The organism is Luteibacter aegosomatissinici (assembly GCF_023078495.1).
Classification (GTDB): domain Bacteria; phylum Pseudomonadota; class Gammaproteobacteria; order Xanthomonadales; family Rhodanobacteraceae; genus Luteibacter; species Luteibacter aegosomatissinici.
In genome coordinates this window covers 2,059,688-2,076,571 of the sequence record NZ_CP095742.1, presented here as the reverse complement: position 1 = coordinate 2,076,571, position 16,884 = coordinate 2,059,688, and the positions used below count along the sequence as shown (strand labels likewise).

At 66.4% G+C, this 16,884-nt stretch carries 17 protein-coding genes; 9 read left to right on the top strand and 8 right to left on the bottom strand.

Going from position 1 to position 16,884, the window contains the following annotated elements; all coding sequences use genetic code 11:
- Nucleotides 1-95 precede the first annotated feature (95 nt).
- Genes L2Y97_RS09315 through L2Y97_RS09305 form a run of 3 tightly spaced genes read left to right on the top strand, consistent with a single transcriptional unit; the run spans nt 96 to nt 3,817 of the window.
- Nucleotides 96-2,369, top strand: coding sequence for a TonB-dependent receptor (locus tag L2Y97_RS09315; RefSeq protein ID WP_247435843.1), 2,274 nt, complete (start codon nt 96-98; stop codon nt 2,367-2,369).
- 45 nt (nt 2,370-2,414) lie between these two features.
- Nucleotides 2,415-3,101: a Fe2+-dependent dioxygenase gene (locus L2Y97_RS09310; RefSeq protein ID WP_247435840.1), complete on the top strand. Its 687-nt coding sequence runs from the start codon at nt 2,415-2,417 to the stop codon at nt 3,099-3,101.
- Nucleotides 3,098-3,817: a tetratricopeptide repeat protein gene (locus L2Y97_RS09305; protein WP_247435837.1), complete on the top strand. Its 720-nt coding sequence runs from the start codon at nt 3,098-3,100 to the stop codon at nt 3,815-3,817. The genes L2Y97_RS09310 and L2Y97_RS09305 overlap by 4 nt, the downstream gene beginning before the upstream one ends.
- Here the strand turns inward: L2Y97_RS09305 and L2Y97_RS09300 are convergent.
- Both L2Y97_RS09300 and L2Y97_RS09295 read right to left on the bottom strand, forming a co-directional pair.
- Nucleotides 3,777-4,076 carry a helix-turn-helix domain-containing protein gene (locus L2Y97_RS09300; protein WP_247435835.1) on the bottom strand — a complete coding sequence of 100 codons (300 nt, stop codon included), beginning with the start codon at nt 4,074-4,076 and terminating at the stop codon, nt 3,777-3,779. The genes L2Y97_RS09305 and L2Y97_RS09300 overlap by 41 nt on opposite strands.
- A 265-nt stretch (nt 4,077-4,341) precedes the next feature.
- Nucleotides 4,342-4,560: a hypothetical protein gene (locus tag L2Y97_RS09295; RefSeq protein ID WP_247435832.1), complete on the bottom strand. Its 219-nt coding sequence runs from the start codon at nt 4,558-4,560 to the stop codon at nt 4,342-4,344.
- 259 nt (nt 4,561-4,819) lie between these two features.
- Here L2Y97_RS09295 and L2Y97_RS09290 point away from each other — a divergent pair, with 259 nt between their 5' ends.
- From L2Y97_RS09290 to L2Y97_RS09265, 6 genes are all read left to right on the top strand, one after another.
- Nucleotides 4,820-6,583: an ABC transporter transmembrane domain-containing protein gene (locus L2Y97_RS09290; RefSeq protein ID WP_247435829.1), complete on the top strand. Its 1,764-nt coding sequence runs from the start codon at nt 4,820-4,822 to the stop codon at nt 6,581-6,583.
- A gap of 79 nt (nt 6,584-6,662) precedes the next feature.
- Nucleotides 6,663-7,682, top strand: a complete 1,020-nt coding sequence (locus tag L2Y97_RS09285; RefSeq protein WP_247435827.1) for a ligase-associated DNA damage response exonuclease — start codon at nt 6,663-6,665, stop codon at nt 7,680-7,682.
- Complete coding sequence (locus L2Y97_RS09280; RefSeq protein WP_247435824.1) at nt 7,682-9,277, top strand: ATP-dependent DNA ligase; 1,596 nt, start codon at nt 7,682-7,684, stop codon at nt 9,275-9,277. Before L2Y97_RS09285 ends, L2Y97_RS09280 begins: the two co-directional genes overlap by 1 nt.
- A complete protein-coding gene (locus tag L2Y97_RS09275) occupies nt 9,234-11,672 on the top strand; it encodes a ligase-associated DNA damage response DEXH box helicase (RefSeq protein ID WP_425492835.1) in 2,439 nt (812 codons plus the stop codon). Before L2Y97_RS09280 ends, L2Y97_RS09275 begins: the two co-directional genes overlap by 44 nt.
- Nucleotides 11,669-12,313: a ligase-associated DNA damage response endonuclease PdeM gene (pdeM, locus tag L2Y97_RS09270; RefSeq protein ID WP_247435818.1), complete on the top strand. Its 645-nt coding sequence runs from the start codon at nt 11,669-11,671 to the stop codon at nt 12,311-12,313. The genes L2Y97_RS09275 and pdeM overlap by 4 nt, the downstream gene beginning before the upstream one ends.
- Nucleotides 12,314-12,433: 120 nt before the next feature.
- Nucleotides 12,434-13,297, top strand: a complete 864-nt coding sequence (locus tag L2Y97_RS09265; RefSeq protein WP_247435815.1) for an energy transducer TonB — start codon at nt 12,434-12,436, stop codon at nt 13,295-13,297.
- Here L2Y97_RS09265 and L2Y97_RS09260 read toward each other — a convergent pair.
- Genes L2Y97_RS09260 through L2Y97_RS09235 form a run of 6 tightly spaced genes read right to left on the bottom strand, consistent with a single transcriptional unit; the run spans nt 13,294 to nt 16,701 of the window.
- Nucleotides 13,294-13,791 carry a molybdopterin-dependent oxidoreductase gene (locus tag L2Y97_RS09260; RefSeq protein WP_247435812.1) on the bottom strand — a complete coding sequence of 166 codons (498 nt, stop codon included), beginning with the start codon at nt 13,789-13,791 and terminating at the stop codon, nt 13,294-13,296. The genes L2Y97_RS09265 and L2Y97_RS09260 overlap by 4 nt on opposite strands.
- A gap of 38 nt (nt 13,792-13,829) precedes the next feature.
- Nucleotides 13,830-14,549, bottom strand: a complete 720-nt coding sequence (locus L2Y97_RS09255) for a copper homeostasis protein CutC (RefSeq protein WP_247435809.1) — start codon at nt 14,547-14,549, stop codon at nt 13,830-13,832.
- 2 nt (nt 14,550-14,551) lie between these two features.
- Entirely contained in the window at nt 14,552-15,577 is a 1,026-nt protein-coding gene (locus L2Y97_RS09250; protein WP_247435807.1) for a glycosylasparaginase, read from the bottom strand.
- Nucleotides 15,480-15,809: a hypothetical protein gene (locus tag L2Y97_RS09245; RefSeq protein ID WP_247435804.1), complete on the bottom strand. Its 330-nt coding sequence runs from the start codon at nt 15,807-15,809 to the stop codon at nt 15,480-15,482. The genes L2Y97_RS09250 and L2Y97_RS09245 overlap by 98 nt, the downstream gene beginning before the upstream one ends.
- Nucleotides 15,806-16,309 carry a prepilin-type N-terminal cleavage/methylation domain-containing protein gene (locus L2Y97_RS09240; protein WP_484497456.1) on the bottom strand — a complete coding sequence of 168 codons (504 nt, stop codon included), beginning with the start codon at nt 16,307-16,309 and terminating at the stop codon, nt 15,806-15,808. Before L2Y97_RS09240 ends, L2Y97_RS09245 begins: the two co-directional genes overlap by 4 nt.
- Nucleotides 16,306-16,701, bottom strand: a complete 396-nt coding sequence (locus L2Y97_RS09235) for a PilV family protein (RefSeq protein ID WP_247435799.1) — start codon at nt 16,699-16,701, stop codon at nt 16,306-16,308. Before L2Y97_RS09235 ends, L2Y97_RS09240 begins: the two co-directional genes overlap by 4 nt.
- Between the last annotated feature and the right edge of the window lie 183 nt (nt 16,702-16,884).

Here is a 16,884-nt window from a genome sequence, read left to right as displayed (position 1 = left end):
CTCTCCGCGAAAGCGTACGACGCCCATTAACCCGGGCGCCGCCGGACTCGCTTTGCCCGCGTATGGCGGGAACCACGTTTAAGGGAACATCCATCATGTCGTCGTATATCACCTCGAGGTCCGTACCACCCCGCCGCCTTGTCGCAAGCGCCCTGGGCCTGGTCATGGCCGGCTCCGCCGCCCACGCCACCGATGCGCCCAACCCGGACCCGCAGGACAAGGGCAAGGAGCGCAAAACCGAGAACCTCGAAGGCATGCAGGTGCAGTCGACGGTGGTCAACAGCACGTCGCCCAAGTTCACCGCACCGCTGATCGATACGCCGCGCTCGGTCACCGTCGTGCCGCAGGAAATCATCCAGCAGACCAACGCCATCTCCCTGCTCGATGTCCTTCGCACCGTCCCCGGCATTACGTTCGGCGCGGGCGAAGGTGGCAACCCTAACGGCGATCGCCCGATCATTCGCGGGTTCGATTCGGAAAGTTCCATCTTCGTCGATGGCGTGCGCAGCTCCGGCTCGCAGCAACGCGAGATCTTCGATATCGAACAGGTGGAAGTGACCAAGGGCCCAAGCTCGGCGTATACCGGCCGCGGCTCGGTGGGCGGCAGCGTGAACCTGGTGACGAAGGCGCCAGAGGCGAAGAACTTTGTGGCTGGCTCGATCGGCCTGGGCACCGATGCATACCGCCGCGGCACCGCGGACTGGAACCAGATGTTCGGCGACGACTCCGCGTTCCGCCTGAACCTGATGGCACATGACGCGAACATTCCCGGCCGCGACGGACCCGACCAGAGCCGCTGGGGCGTCGCACCCTCGGTCACTTTCGGACTGCATGCCGATACCAGCGTCACGCTGAGCTATTACCACATGCAGACGGATGACACGCCTGACAGCGGCATCCCGTACAACAACCCGAACAACGCGCCCACGCGCAGCGGCAGCCCCATCGATGTGCCGCGCGACACGTACTACGGCCTGCTGGACCGCGACTTCCAGAAGCAGAAGAACGATATCGGCCAGATCGTCGTGAAGCACAACTTCGCCGATGGCTGGCAGCTGCGCAACACATCGGTCTATGCACGTTCCACCAACGATTACCTGTGGACCCAGCCGGACGACAGCAACGGCAACTTCCTCGCGAACGGCGGGATCTGGCGCCGCGCCAACAACCGCATCAGCGCCACGGATTCGCTCACCAACCAGACGGACCTGACCGGTGCGTTCGAAACCGGCTCGGTCAAGCACACCATCGCAGCCGGCATCGAAATCGCCAACGAAAAGACCAACCGTTCGCAGTACCTGGTGGACCCGGCAAAGAACGCCGCCGATACGCACAACATCGGCGCGATCACCAACGGCGCGTGCTCGGCGAAGTACGGTATCGGCGCGGCATCCAATTACTGGTGCGCCCCGGTTATCGATCCCAACCCGCACGATCCGTGGCAGGGCGCGCTGATCGGCGGCCAGAACCCGAACCGCATCACGACGAACACGCGGTCTGCGTGGGCGTTCGATACGATGGACTTCAACGAGATGTGGTCGCTGAACCTTGGCGGCCGTTATGACCACTTCGAGACCAAGTCCACCGCGGTGACCACCACGAACGCCACCGTGCGCGTGCGCAACAATTCGTCGTTCTGGAACTGGCAGGCGGGCCTGGTGTTCAAGCCGGCCGAGAACGGCAGCATCTACGCGTCATGGGGCACCTCGTCCAACCCACCGGGCGTGGATGCCGGCGACGGTGCCGATGGCATCGCCGCGACGAATGACTCGCTCAAGCCCGAGAGCAGCCGTAACCTGGAACTCGGCAGCAAGTGGGACCTGCTGGACAACCGCATTTCGCTGACCGGCGCTGTGTTCCGCAGTGAAAAGAGCAACGCGCGCGTTGCCACCGGTGGCCGCGGCAGCGTCATGGTCAACGCGGGCAAGCAACGCGTCGACGGCGTGGAGATCGGCATCAACGGCCGCATCACCGAGAAGTGGAACGTCTTCGGTGGTTACACCTGGCTGGATAGCGACCTGGTCAAGCCGGCGCCAGCGGATGCGGCGAGCAAGGGCAACCAGTTCCCGAATACGCCGAAAAACAGCTTCACGCTTTGGACCACCTATGCGTTTACTCCGCGCTTTACGCTGGGTGGCGGCGCGTATGCCATGGATCGTGTGTACGGCAATACGGCCAACACCAAGTGGGTGCCGGGCTACACGCGCTATGACCTGATGGCATCGTATGTGCTCAACCGCAATGTGACCCTGCAACTAAACGTGCAGAACCTCACGAACAAGTACTACTTCGACAAGGCCTATGCCGCGCACTACGCCAACGTGGCACCGGGTCGCGTCGGTATGCTCAGCGCCAACTTCCGCTTCTGACCTGAGGACGCCCGGGCCGCTTCACCGCGGCCTGGGCGTATCACCATGCTTCTGCAGATCGAAAACATTATTACGGCCGACGACACCGCCACCCTGCTTTCGCGTTTGCGCGAAGCACAGTGGGACGACGGCCGCGTGACGGCGGGCTACCAATCCGCCCAGGCCAAGCGCAATACCCAGGTTGCCGAGGATGATCCCATTGCCCGCGCGCTGGGAGATGCCCTGGTCGAGCGGCTGCTGGCCAACCCCACCTTCTTTGCGGCCGCCCTGCCGCTGCGCATCTACCCGCCACTGTTCAATCGCTACGAGGGCGGCCAGGCGTTCGGCATGCATGTGGATAACGCCATCCGCTACGACCGTCGACACACGCCGCCACTGGCCGTGCGCACCGACCTCTCGGCTACCCTCTTCCTCAACGATCCCGAGTCCTACGATGGCGGCGAGCTCATCGTCGAAGATACGTACGGCACGCATGCGATCAAGCTCCCGGCGGGGCACATGGTGCTCTACCCCGGAAGCAGCCTGCACCGCGTAGCGCCGGTGACCCGCGGTGCGCGCACCGCATGCTTCTTCTGGGTGCAGAGCATGGTGCCTGATGCGATGCGCCGACGGCTGCTCTTCGATATGGATCTTTCCATACAGGAACTGGCCAGCAAGGGTGCGGATGCCGGCGCAGTGCTGAGGCTAACCGGCGTGTATCACAACCTGCTACGCGAATGGTCGATCACATGACGGCCTTTGATGTAGACGCCTTCGGGACCGAGCTCGCCACCTCATCGACATGTGCGCACGCCTATGCGCTGCGGCTGGCGAAGGAAGGCGACGCCACCGCGCAAACCATCGTCGGCCAGATGTTCCTGGATGGCCAGGGCTGCGATGCCCAACCTGTGGAGGCGGTGTACTGGTTCATGCAGGCGGCGCACCTGGCCTCACCCATGGCCATGAACATGCTGGGCCGCTGCCACGAAAACGGCTGGGGTGCCGTGGTGAATCACGAACTGGCTGCCGTGTGGTTCCGCCGCGCGGCCGAACATGGCCTCGACTGGGGTATGTACAACTACGCCCATGTGCTGGAACAGGGGCGGGGCCTGCGCGAGAGCCGTATCGACGCGTTCGCGTGGTTCAGTCGTGCCGCCGCACTTGGCCACGCGCGAGCCATGTGTTTCCTGGCGCGCTATTTCGAGCACGGGTGGGAAACCCCGCAGGATCTGCCGCGGGCATATGCGCTTTACGAGGCGTCGGCCAACGCCGGGGATTATCGCGGCGAGTGCGCCTGGGCCTCGGTGTTAGCCGGCCAGGGCCGTCATGATGAAGCCAGGGCCTTCCTGGAACGCGGCCTGTCCAAGGCACCCGAAGCCTTTGTCGCCAGCATGAAAGAAGTGCTTCTCGCCCACCCTTCAGGCGGCATCAGGGGGCTTTCGACCGCTTGCGACGGTCTTTGGGGCTGACGGGCCCGAACTGCCGCTCTATGTCTTCCAGCGCACGCAGCACGTGCTCGGAAGCATCCGGGTACGCGTGCACCAAGGCGGCGACGCGCGCGCTGAGTAAAACGGCCTTGCCCTGCCCCGCGTCGATCGGCAGCGGAATGCCCAGGCATTCGCACAGACCGCGCGCCGTCGGCGTCAGGGTCACTGCGATGCCGCGTTCAATGCGCGAAATTTGCGAACGGTGGACACCACTCAGCGCGGACAGATCTTCGATACGCATGTCGGCGGCCAGGCGCGCCTCACGAATCTGAGCGCCCAGGGCCTGGGCTCCCGAGGGGCCAAGCGGCAAGCGAGTGTGGGTACGTGGCGCCTTGGTCGAACGTGCGGGCATCTTGCCGGAGAACCGAAGAGTGGAACGCGATCCACCCTAATCGATGTTCCTTAGGCCCCACTTAGAAACCCCAGGTTGTGCAGGAGCGCACTCGCGCGCGATCGGGCGTGCCTCAACCCGGATCGCGCGCAAGCGCGCTCCTACATCGCTCCGATCAGCGCGTGACCCAATGGCACTGCTGCACGGTGTGGTAGTGGTGGTGGCTGTCATACACGCGATGCGGCTTGCACACCTTGTGGCGCGTCGGGTGGTGCGGCGGATGATGATCATCGGCCTGGGCGGCAAGCGGCGCCATGAAGGCGGCGCCCAGCACGAGCAGGCCGAGAAGACGCGTACGCGTGCGGGTTGCGTTTCCGTCGGTGTGGTTAGTCATGCTGTTCTCCCGTGAGTGGTGGAGCACAACGTCGCCTTTCAACGCGACGCCGTCAAGACAATCGCGAACACCGAAAGGCGTGCATTCATCTACCTCCAGATGACGCGAAGAACCGCAATTTCTTTCGCTCGGCAGTGCATTGAACTAGGCTCTGCCAATTGCATGGCGTGCTGGCCCGGCCACCACCCCGGTGGCAGCGATTGAATACAGCACGGCCCAGCCCCATCCGTATGCGAACGACCAGGAGCCAGATACAGGAATGAGCGGCGAACGCAGGGCGAAATCACGCAATATCGGCGCGTTGCGCAACCTTTGGCCGTTCATGAAGCCGCACAAGGGCCTTGTGTTTGGCTGGCTGGTGTTCCTGGCCCTGTCCTCCGGCGCCTCACTGGCCCTGCCCCCGGCGCTCCGCCACATCATCGACCGGGGCTTCCTCGCCTCGAACGTCGCCACCATCAATGGCACCTTCCTGGCCCTGTTTGCGGTGGCGGTGGTGCTCGCCATCGCCACGGCCGGGCGCTACTACTGCATCGCGTTGCTGGGTGAGCGTTCGCTCGCCTCGCTCAGGGCCGCGCTATACAAGCACGTCATCGGCCTCGACGTGGGCTTCTATGAAAGCACCCGCGTGGGCGAGCTCACCTCGCGCCTCGGTACCGATACCGAGGTGGTCCAGACGCTGGTGGGCTCGGGCATTTCCGTCGCGCTGCGCAGCGCCGTGATGCTGATCGGCTCGGCCGTGGCGATGGCCTGGACGAGTCCGCACCTCGCCGGCCTCACGGCATTGGTCATCCCTGCGGTGATGTTGCCGATCCTCATCTTCGGCCGCCGCGTGCAAAAGCTCTCACGGCATAGCCAGGACCGCATCGCCGATGCGGCCGCGGTGGCAAACGAGACGCTCAATGCCGCACAGGCGGTGAAGGCCTATAACCGCGAACCGATCGAGAGCCGCCGCTATGCCGATGCCATCGCGTTGGCCCTGGCCACGGCGCGTCGCCGCATCGGCATGCGCTCGCTGCTTACCGCGGCGGTCATCGTCCTGATCTTTGGCGCGATCACGCTCGTGCTGTGGAGTGGCGCGCGCGATGTGATCGCCGGCACCCTGCAGCCAGGTGTGCTCAGCCAGTTCGTGCTCTATGCCATCTTCGCCGCCGGCTCGGTGGCGGGCCTGTCCGAGGTGTGGGGGGATGTACTGAGCGCCGCCGGCGCCATGGAGCGCATCGGCGAGTTGTTCGCCGAGCAGCCGCTGATCCGCACGCCCGAGGCACCGGAACCGCTGCCGGTGCCGGTCACCGGCTCGCTGCATTTCGACCACGTGGAATTCCGTTACCCGTCACGCCCAGACGTAGCGGCCCTCTCGGACTTCACCCTCGACATCGCGCCAGGCGAAACCGTCGCCCTGGTAGGCCCCTCGGGCGCCGGCAAGAGCACCGTGTTCAGCCTGCTGCTCCGCTTCCACGATCCGAAGTCGGGCTCCATTCGCTTCGATGGCGTGGACCTGCGCGCGCTGGCCCTGCCCGACCTGCGTGGCTCCATTGCGCTCGTGCCGCAGGAGACGGTGATCTTTGGCGGCAGTGCTGCGGACAATATTCGCTTCGGCCGTGAGAACGCGACGAATGATGAGGTGCGTGAAGCCGCGCGCCTCGCCGAAGCCGACGGATTCCTCTCCGCACTGCCGGAAGGCTACGAGGCGGCGCTGGGCGAACGTGGCGTGCGCCTGTCAGGCGGCCAGAAGCAGCGCATCGCCATCGCTCGCGCCATCCTGCGCGATGCGCCGCTACTGCTGCTGGATGAAGCGACCTCGGCACTGGATGCGCAGTCGGAAGCGGCGATCCAGCAGGCGCTGGAGCGGCTTGAAAAGGGTCGCACGACGCTGGTCATCGCCCACCGCCTGGCCACCGTGCAACGGGCGGACCGGATCGTGGTGATGGAGGCCGGCCGGATCGTGGCCCAGGGCACCCATGAGCAGTTGCTGGCCCAGGGCGGCCTTTATGCCGAACTGGCGCGACTGCAGTTCGTGGCTTGAGGCGGGGCCGGATCGCGCGCGAGCGCCGTCCTACAGGATACCTACGCGGCCTTGACGCCCCGCCGCCTAGCGTCGGGCCATGGATAGCGACCTGCTGCTACCCCGCCCTGAAGGGCTTTACTGCCCGGCGGGCGATTTCTATATCGACCCCATGCTGCCGGTCGCCCGCGCCGTGGTCACGCACGCGCACGGGGACCATGCGCGTGCAGGCAGCGCGCTGTATCACGTGGCCAGCGCGGGCTCGGCGCTGATGCGCGAGCGGCTCGGCGCCACGGCCACCCTTCGCGCCTACGACTACGGTGAACGGTTCACGCTGGGCGAGACGGTGCTTAGCCTTCACCCCTCCGGCCATGTGCTGGGGGCCGCGCAGGTGCGCATCGAGGGCCGCGGCAAGGTCGCCGTGGTGTCGGGCGATTACAAACGCGACCCGGATCCCACCTGCGCACCGTTTGAGCCCGTACCGTGCGATGTCTTCGTCACCGAATCCACGTTCGGCCTGCCGATCTACCGATGGCCGCCGATGGGTGAGGTGATCGACGACCTGATGGGGTGGTGGGCGGATTGCGCCGAACGTGGCATCCCGGCCGTGCTGTTTTGCTACGCGCTGGGCAAGGCGCAGCGGGTCCTTGCCGAGCTCGCCACGCGCACCGACCGCGCGGTTTACCTGCATGGCGCCATGGTGCGACTGGTGGAGGATTACCGCGAGGCGGGTGTGCACATGGTGCCGACCGAGGCGGTCAGCGAAACCGCCCACGGCCGCGATTTCGCCGGGGAACTCATCCTCGCCCCGCCCTCGGCTGCCGGCGCGCCGTGGATGAAACGCTTCTCGAAAGCCTCTACCGGGTTCGCCTCCGGCTGGATGCAGGTGCGCGGTGCGCGGCGCCGCCGCGGCTACGATCGCGGCTTCATCGTGTCCGATCACGCGGATTGGCCGGGATTGATCCGCAGCGTGGAAGACTGCGGCGCGAAGCGGATCTACGTGACCCACGGTGATGGCGAGGCGTTGATCCGTTATCTGCGCGAACGCGGCCACGACGCCCGCTCACTACGTTCACTCGGCGAGATGCCGGACGCACGCGCCAGCGAGGAAGGCGACTGATGCGCCGCTTCGCCACCCTCTACGACGCACTGGACCGCACCGCATCGACCAGTGCCAAGCGTGATGCCATGGCCGCCTACTTCGCCGATGCGCCGCCCGAAGATGCCGCCTGGGCGGTGTATGTGCTTGGCGGCGGCAAGCTCAAACGCACCGCCACGTCGACCGAACTGCGAACGGCGCTGGCCGCCGAGACCGGCTATGCCGACTGGCTGATCGACGACAGCTACGCCCATGTGGGTGACCTGGCGGAGACCATTGCACTGATGCTGCCGCGTCGCGAAGCGGATGGCACCGATACGCCGCTGCACGTGTGGATGGAGGCGCGCCTGCCCTCGCTGGGGCGCCTCGAGTCCACGGAACGCGTGGAGACGTTGCGCGACTGCTGGCGCGACCTGCCCGCCGCGCAGGTGTTCCTGGTCAATAAGCTCCTGACCGGCTCGCTGCGTGTCGGTGTATCGCAACGCCTTGTCGTACAAGCAATCGCGCAATGGACATCGCTGCCGACCGACCTGATTGCACATCGCCTCAGCGGCACGTGGAAACCTTCGGCCGACGCTTTCCGGGCCCTGGCCGAACCCGAGCGCGCGGACGAACACGCGGGCGAGCGCCCCTACCCGTTCTTCCTCGCGTCACCGCTCGAACATGAGGTCGAGACGCTTGGTCCCGTCACCGATTGGCTAGCCGAGTGGAAGTGGGACGGCATTCGCGCGCAACTGATGCGCCGTGGTGACGAGGCGATTCTCTGGTCGCGTGGTGAAGAACGCCTCGACGGGCGCTTCCCGGAGCTGGAAACGGCAGCGCGCACATTGCCCGATGGCTGCGTGATCGACGGGGAAATCCTCGCCTGGTCGCTGGACGAAGTGCACCCGCTGCTGTTCGCCGCACTGCAGAAACGCATCGGCAAACTCAAGCCCGGCCCAAAGCTGCTCGCCGATACGCCCGTGCGGCTCATGGCCTACGACCTGCTTGAGCTGGACGGCAAGGACCTGCGCGAAACGCCACTGCACGAACGCCGGACTCGGCTCGCCGCATTACTGGCGGGCCACGGGCCAGTGTTCATGCTCTCACCCGCCGTACCCGCAAACGCATGGAACGATCTCACCGCCATCCGCGGCGAAGCGCGCGAACGCCGCACCGAGGGCCTGATGCTGAAGCGCCTGGATTCGCCCTACCGCGTCGGCCGCAAGCGCGGCGACTGGTGGAAATGGAAGGTGGATCCGTACACGATCGATGCCGTGCTGCTTTACGCACAGCCCGGCCACGGCCGCCGCTCAGGCCTGTTCACCGACTACACCTTCGGCGTGTGGGATGGCGAGGCGCTGGTGCCCGTGGCCAAGGCCTACTCCGGCCTCGACGACGACGAGATCGGCCGACTTGATCGCTGGATCCGCGCCAACACCGTCGATCGTTTCGGGCCCGTGCGCTCGGTACAGCCCACCCATGTATTCGAACTCGCCTTCGAAGCCATCCAGGCCTCGGGGCGCCATAAGGCCGGCGTGGCGGTGCGCTTTCCGCGCATCCTGCGCTGGCGTACCGACCTTGCGATCCGCGATGCCGACAAACTTGACGACCTCCGCCGCCTGGCGTCGGGCTGAGGCGCGCCTCGTAGCGTGGTTCACCGCGCAGGCGCGCCGCCCGGCGTCGTTCCAGCGCACCGCCTGGAAGCAATGGGCCGCAGGCAAGCATGGCCTGGTGCACGCACCCACCGGTACGGGCAAGACGCTCGCGGCGGCGGGCGGGCCACTGATCGATGGCGTGCTGAACCCAGGCACGGGCCTGCGCCTTCTATGGATTACCCCGCTCCGTTCGCTGGCCACCGATACCACGCAGCACCTTGCCGCCGCCGTGGAGGCCATGGACCTACCGTGGCGTGTGCTGCGCCGTACGGGCGACAGTGGCAGTGCGGAGCGCGCGCGGTTGCGTCGTGGCGCCTGCGAGCTACTGGTGACCACGCCGGAAAGCCTTGCGCTGTTACTCAGCTACCCCGACGCCCGCGAGCGCTTCGCGACGCTGCGCGGCGTGGTGGTCGATGAGTGGCACGAACTGATCGGCAACAAGCGGGGCACGCTCCTGCAGCTCGGGCTGACCCGCCTGCGCCAGTGGCAGCCCGAAGCACGCATCTGGGGGCTCTCGGCCACGCTGGGCAACCTGGATGAAGCGCTGAAAGCGCTCACCGGCGATGGCGTCCTCGTAGGCGCGGCGGCGCGAAAGAAGACCATCATCGATACGGCCGTGCCCGAAGGCGGTGAACGATTCCCCTGGGCCGGCCATCTCGGCCTCACCCAGCTACCGCGTGTGCTCAAGGCGGTGATGGAAGCGCGCAGCAGCCTGGTCTTCGCCAACACCCGATCGCAAGCGGAGCTGTGGCACGAAGCCCTTGCTTCCGTGTGGCCGGAAGCACCGGCGACCCTCGCGCTGCATCACGGCTCGATCGATCCGAAGCTGCGATTCGCGACGGAGGAAGGCCTGCGCGTCGGCGCGCTGCGCTGTGTCGTCGCCACGTCCAGCCTGGACCTCGGCGTGGATTTCTCAAGCGTTGAGCGCGTGATCCAGGTCGGCAGCCCGAAAAGCGTGGCGCGCCTGCTGCAAAGGGCGGGCCGCAGCGGCCATCAGCCGGGCATGCCCTCGCGCATCCTCTGCGTGCCCACCCATCTGCTGGAGCTGGCGGAGGTCGATGCCGCGAGGCGCGCGCTCAGTGAAGGCCACCTGGAGCCTCGGCGCCCCATGCGCGGCTGCCTGGATGTGCTGGCCCAGCACCTGATGACCATGGCGCTTGGCGGTGGTTTCACGGCCGACGAGGCGTACGCCGAGATCACCACATCGCTGGCATACGCAAACATGCCGCGCGATCGCTTTGATGCCGTGCTCGCTTACCTGTGCACGGGCGGCACGGCCCTGGCGAGCTATCCCGAGTACCACAAGCTGGTTCAGGTCGATGGACGCTACGTCGTGCAAAGCGGACGCGTCGCCCGCATGCATCGCCTCTCGATCGGCACGATTACCTCCGATGGCACCCTGCAGGTCCGTTACATGAAGGGCGCGCGGCTGGGTACCGTGGAGGAAAGCTTCGTGTCACGCCTTCGCCCCGGCGACCGCTTCCTTTTCGCTGGCCGCAACCTCGAACTGGTGCGCGTGCGCGACATGACCGCCTACGTGCGCGCGGCTCCGAACCGGCGCGGCGGCGTGCCCCGCTGGATGGGCGGTCGCCTGCCGCTCTCCGGGGAACTCTCCGACGAACTACGCCGCACTCTGGCGGCACCGGACCCGCGCAGTGCCGAGATGCGCGCCCTTGGGCCACTGCTTGCCATCCAGCGCGCGCATTCGGCGGTGCCCGGTCTCGACGAGATCCTGTGCGAACGCACTCGCACGCGCGAGGGCGATTACCTGTTCGTATTTCCCTTCGCCGGCCGCCTCGCCCATGAGGGCCTCGCGGCCGTGCTCGCATGGCGCCTGGCGCGGATACAGCCCGGCGATTACGGCTACGCCGTGAACGACTACGGCCTTGCCATCACCGCCGCGCGCATGCCTGCACTCAACGCGGAAACCATGCGCATGCTGCTACACCCCACCTGGTTGCATCGCGATATCCGCGCGAGCGTGAACCTGTCGGAACTCGCGCGTCGCCAGTTCCGTGAAATCGCCCGCGTCGCCGGGCTGGTATTCAACGGTTACCCGGCGCAAGCGAAGACCCTGCGCCAACTCCAGGCATCGAGCGGCCTGCTATTCGATGTACTGCGCCGACACGATCCGGAGCATCCCTTGCTATGGCAGGCCGAACGCGAGGTGCTTGACCAGCAACTCGACTTCACCCGCCTGCGCGCGTGCCTGCTTCGCGTAGCCCGCTCGACGCTGCTCTGGCGCGAACCGAAGCGGCTGAGCCCGCTGGCATTCCCGCTGTGGGTGGAAAGGCTGCGCGGCGGGATCGCCACGGATGACTGGAAATCCCGCGTGGAACGCATGCTCGCCACGCTTGAAGCGGGGACGGCATGATCACGCGTGATATCGAACTCGCCGGCGAACAGCTTACGCTGCATCCGGAACGGGCCATCTACTGGGGTGCGCAGCGCACCCTGCTCGTCGCTGACGTGCACTTCGGCAAGGGCGCGGTGTTCCGCCGTGCGGGCATTGCCGTGCCCAGCGGCGATACGGAAGATGACCTGCACCGGCTCGATGCCCTGTTCGCCAGCTTGCAGCCCACGCGGCTGGTGATCCTTGGCGACCTGGTACATGGCGCCGCCACGGCGCGCAGTGCGTGGGTCGATGATGTGCGCGCCTGGCGCGAACGCCACGCCACGATCGATATCACGCTGGTGACTGGCAACCACGATCGCCACTTCGACGTAGGCGCACTCGGCATCACCGCGCAACCCGACCGCCTGCCGATGCCACCCTTTGTGCTTTCCCACCACCCGCATCCGCATGTCGAAGGCTACACGCTGGCAGGCCACGTGCATCCCGGCGTCGTGGTGCGCGATGGATGGCGCAAGCATCGTTTGCCAGCGTTCGTGTTCGATCGCGACGTGGGTATGTTGCCCGCATTCGGCACACTCACAGGCCTGCATGAAGTTGCGAACCTTACAGGTCGCGAGGTCTACGCCGTCACGCCGGCGGGTGTCATCCCTACGCGCTAAGCCATGAATTTGCCACGACGCGGCTGCATAATCGTGCGTGGAGCACCTATGGCATGGCCGCGAACGGCATCGCACACAGGGTGAGCTCCAACGTATTCCACAAGGCAGGGAGTGGCACGGATGAAGCGTAAGCAGTGGTTGATAGGTGTGGCAGGCCTGGCGATGACCGGCGTGGCCATCGCGGCGGGCCCAGGTGCGGCGCGTAAGCGCATGGAGGCCAGCATGCTGGTCACGGGTGATATCAGCGTCGCCGCCGATGGCAGCGTCACCGGTTACACACTTGACCGACAAGAGAAGCTGCCAGGCGAGATCGTCGGCCTCATTGGCGCGGCCGCGCCCAAGTGGCGTTTCGATCCCGTGATACAGGACGGCCACGCCGTGGCGGCGCATGCCCACATGACCCTGCGCCTTGTGGCAAAGCGGGAATCACCGGACGACAACCAGTTCACCGCGCGAATCGTCGGTGCCACGTTCGGTGAAGAGGGCGCGGGCGGCGAGCAGATCAGCTACGCGTCACGCGTTGCACCCGCGTATCCGATGAACGCGGCAAAGGCGGGCGTCGAGGGAACGGTCTACCTTCTGGTCCGCGTGGGCCGCGATGGCAAGGTGGCCGATGCCGATGTCCAACAGGTGAACCTTGGCGTCGTGGGCTCCGATACCGAGATGAACGTCTGGCGTAACGTACTGGCCAAGCCGGCGCTACGCGTGGCGAAGGACTGGACGTTCAACATTCCTACGACGGGCACGCACGCGAACGATCCCTACTTCTACGCAAGCGTCCCTATCGTCTATCACCTCAACCGCGGTGCGGGCCCGCATCCGGATGACCGCTACGGCACGTGGCAAGGCTACGTGCCTGGCCCGAAGCAATCCATTCCATGGGCAAAAGACGCCGAGGGTTACAGCGCGGATGCCCTGCCCGATGATGGCCTCTTCCTCGTCAATAGCGGATTGAAGCTGATCACGCCGCTGGATAACGGTTAAGGCTTGCGGTGCTCGGCGGTCGAGGCTTCTACCAGCTCGATCGCCGTCACGCTGTGTATCCAGCGTGCCGGGCGTGAATCATCCGGCACCACGATACGGTATGGGCCATCCTTCGCATCGAGCGGCTTGCCCTCGTGCTTGTCGACAAGCACGACCTTGCGCCCGCCAAAATCCGGATCAAGCTCGCCCAGGCTGAAGATCACCTGGTAGCCATCGGCTGCGGTGATGCGTACGAAATCCGAAAGCGCCTTGCCGCGAAGGTCCTTGCCGACCGGCGCGCCCTGCGCGCGCAGCACATCGATCAGGTCTACGCCCTGCCACGCGGTGGGTGCATCGCCGTGCGCGCCGGCTTTCACTTCGGTGCGTGCCAGCGACGCCGTATCCAGGTCGACCGGCGCCTTGCCGGGCGCGGTGTAGTGCACCGCATCGGCGGCGGACGCACCGCCGGCCATCAACAGGCCGGCGAGCAGGGCAAATCCTTGCAGTCGGGTCACGGGCGGCATCCTCTGGAGAGACCCCGTGACTATAACGGTCAGGCGATCGCTGCGACGAGTGCCTGTACGGTGTTGGTATCGGAGCGCGTCTCGCCCGCACCCATGCCAAGAGCATCGGCCGGTGAACGCCGCATCGCTGACGGTAGCCGGCGCTTGGCCGACGCGTGGAACTCATGCGCACCGGTCGCTTCGCGCAGCGCGGCGATGTTACCGGGCTCGATGCCGGCGCCGGGCATCACTACGATGCGACCGCCGGCCTGCGTCACCAGACGCGCCAGCCGCCCTGCACCCGCCACGGCACTGGCCATGCCGCCGGAGGTGAGCACACGCTCGAAGCCCAGCGAGATCAGCGTCTCCAGCGCATCGCCCTGGTCAACCACCAGGTCGAACGCGCGATGGAAGGTGACGCCCATGCCGTCCGCCGCCCCAAGGAAGCGCTGGCAGGCATCCACATCCACCTCGCCTTCCGGCGTGAGTGCGCCGACCACCACGCCATCACAGCCAAGCTCCCGGCAATGCATGATGTCGTCGAGCATGGCTTCGATTTCGTGGTCTTCGTAGACGAAATCGCCAGCGCGTGGACGGATCAACACGTACAGCGGAATGTCGAGGCCCTCGCGCGCGAGCACCAGCGTGCCGTGCGACGGGGTAACACCGCCCTCGTCCAGGCTGGCGCACAGTTCCACGCGACCCGCACCGCCCGCCTGCGCGGCGAACGCGGAGGCGGCGGAGTTCGCGGCCACTTCCAGCAGCGCCATACTCAGTACGTGCTCTTGCCGGGGATCAACGTATCCTGCTTCTGCGCATCGCACACGGCGTACGAGAACCCCTTCTGGATAGCCCACGCGCCGACGTTGCCCTTCTTGTCCATCGCAAGGAAGCCGACCTGCAGGTCCTTGGCTTCAGGCTTGCGGCGCAGGATGCGTTCCACGGCTTCGCGGCAGGCGTCTTCGGGCGAACGGCCCTGGCGCATCAGCTCCACCACCAGGAAGCTGCCGACATTACGGATCACTTCTTCGCCCACGCCTGTCGAGGTGGCCCCGCCGACCTCGTTATCCACGTACAGGCCGGCACCGATAATGGGGCTATCACCCACGCGACCGTGCAGCTTCCACGCCATGCCGCTCGTGGTGCATGCACCGGAGAGGTTACCCCTGGCATCGATGGCCAGCATGCCGATCGTATCGTGGTTGGAGGCATCGCCCGGCGTACCGCCCGGACCCGCGTTGTAGGTTTTTACTTCGCTGTTGGCCTGCGGCTTGTACTTCGCCGTCTTCAGCCAGGCCTGCCAGGCTTCGCGGCTCTCGGGCGTAAGCAGCTCCTCGCGCGGGAAACCCTGCTCCAGCGCGAACTGCAGCGCGCCATCGCCCACGAGCAACACGTGGGGCGTCCGCTCCATCACCCGGCGGGCCACGGAAATGGGGTGTGCGATGTGTTCGATGGCGGCAACGGCACCACAGTTGCCGTGTTCATCCATGATGCTGGCGTCGAGCGTGACCTTGCCATCGCGATCGGGGTAGCCGGCACGGCCCACGCTATGGTTCTTCATGTCCGCTTCGGGCACGCGCACGCCCTGCTCCACCGCATCGAGCGCACGGCCGCCGGTCGAGAGCACCTTCCACGCCGCCTGGTTGGCCGGTACGCCAAAATCCCACGTGGAACAGACGCGCGGCACCATACCGGCGCCCTTAGTCACCGGCGGCAGTGCCGTGCTCGACACGCCGCGCGCCGCGAAAGCCACGCCTGACGCAAGCGTCGCGCCCTGGAGGAAACGTCTGCGATCCATGGAACCCCTCGGAAAATGGCGCGGTACCCGCGCGATCCCCGATGGTCGCATGGCCCATGTGGACCTGACCACCACGACCGTCGTCATGGTTGGCGCGCGCCAGCTCGCGGCACCAGGTCTCATTCGCCTCGCGCTGGCGCCCATGGGCAAAGCGCGACGCCTGCGCGCCAAGCAGCGCCAGCAGGGCAAGCGCCGCGAGCACCACGATCAGGATGGCGCCACGCTGCCTCACCGTGCGAGCCACGCGCTGCGCGAACGCAGGCCACCCTCGGCCAGCCACAACCGGATTTCGATCCGGTGCGCCCCCCGCGTGCTTTCCGGCCGGGCCTCGGCTCGGCGAATCCCGGCACCATCATGGGTGTCGACAACTACCTGCAGCGAAGAAACCCCTGCGAGCGCGAGCTCGCACCGGTCGCGAAAGCAAGTGCGCAACCCGCGATCGTGGATGGCCCATGCATGCCCGTTCGCCACGACCGCCATGCCATGGCTGCTACCGACATACGCCGGGCAGCCGTAGGCAGGCAGGCACGCCGTCCAGTCCGGATCGCTGCGTATGTCCGCAAGGATGCCGGCAAGCGCGTCGCCAGGCCCGTCACTGTGGCGAACCATGGCCAGGTGGCGGCGCAGCTGTGACGCCAGGGCGGACGACCCCGTGGCGACCACCGCCGACACCATGGCGGCGATGGCGAGCGCAACGACGAGTTCGATAAGCGTCATGCCCCGGACCGTCATGGCACATCGCCCCAAACCAGACGGCCGCCCACCCACTGGATGCGGATCGCGCAATGACCAGCGCGGCAACGGACAGCCCCTTCCGCGCCAGGACCGAGCGCACGCCGGATATCGGTGCTGAAGCGATAGAGGTCGTCACCCGCGATAGCCAGCGCCGTGCACCCGCCGTTACACCAAACCGCTGCCGGATTCGCATACTGATAATGCCCCGCAAGGACGCCTTCCGGGTTCGCGCGCATGCGGGTTTCCAGCTCCGTCGCCGCGGCGAGCGCGCCGAGCCAGGCATCCGCCCGATGGGTACGTACCGCTGATTGCGCAAGCCAGGTGGCCGACACGGAAGAGCCCAACGCGAACACGGCCAGGGCGGTGAGGGATTCGATAAGGGTTGCCATGGGGCTAGCGTGCCGACCGCGCCGAAGGGCAGGCAGAGGTGCCGGGCCTGTCATGGCGTCGCGGGTGGCCCCGGTACCGACGCGCTGTTGCCCGGGCTCGCGCGCAAGCGCGCTCCTACAGCGGGGCGGGCGATGATGGCGCCCATAAAAAAACCCCGCGACGAGCGCGGGGTTTTCGGTGGC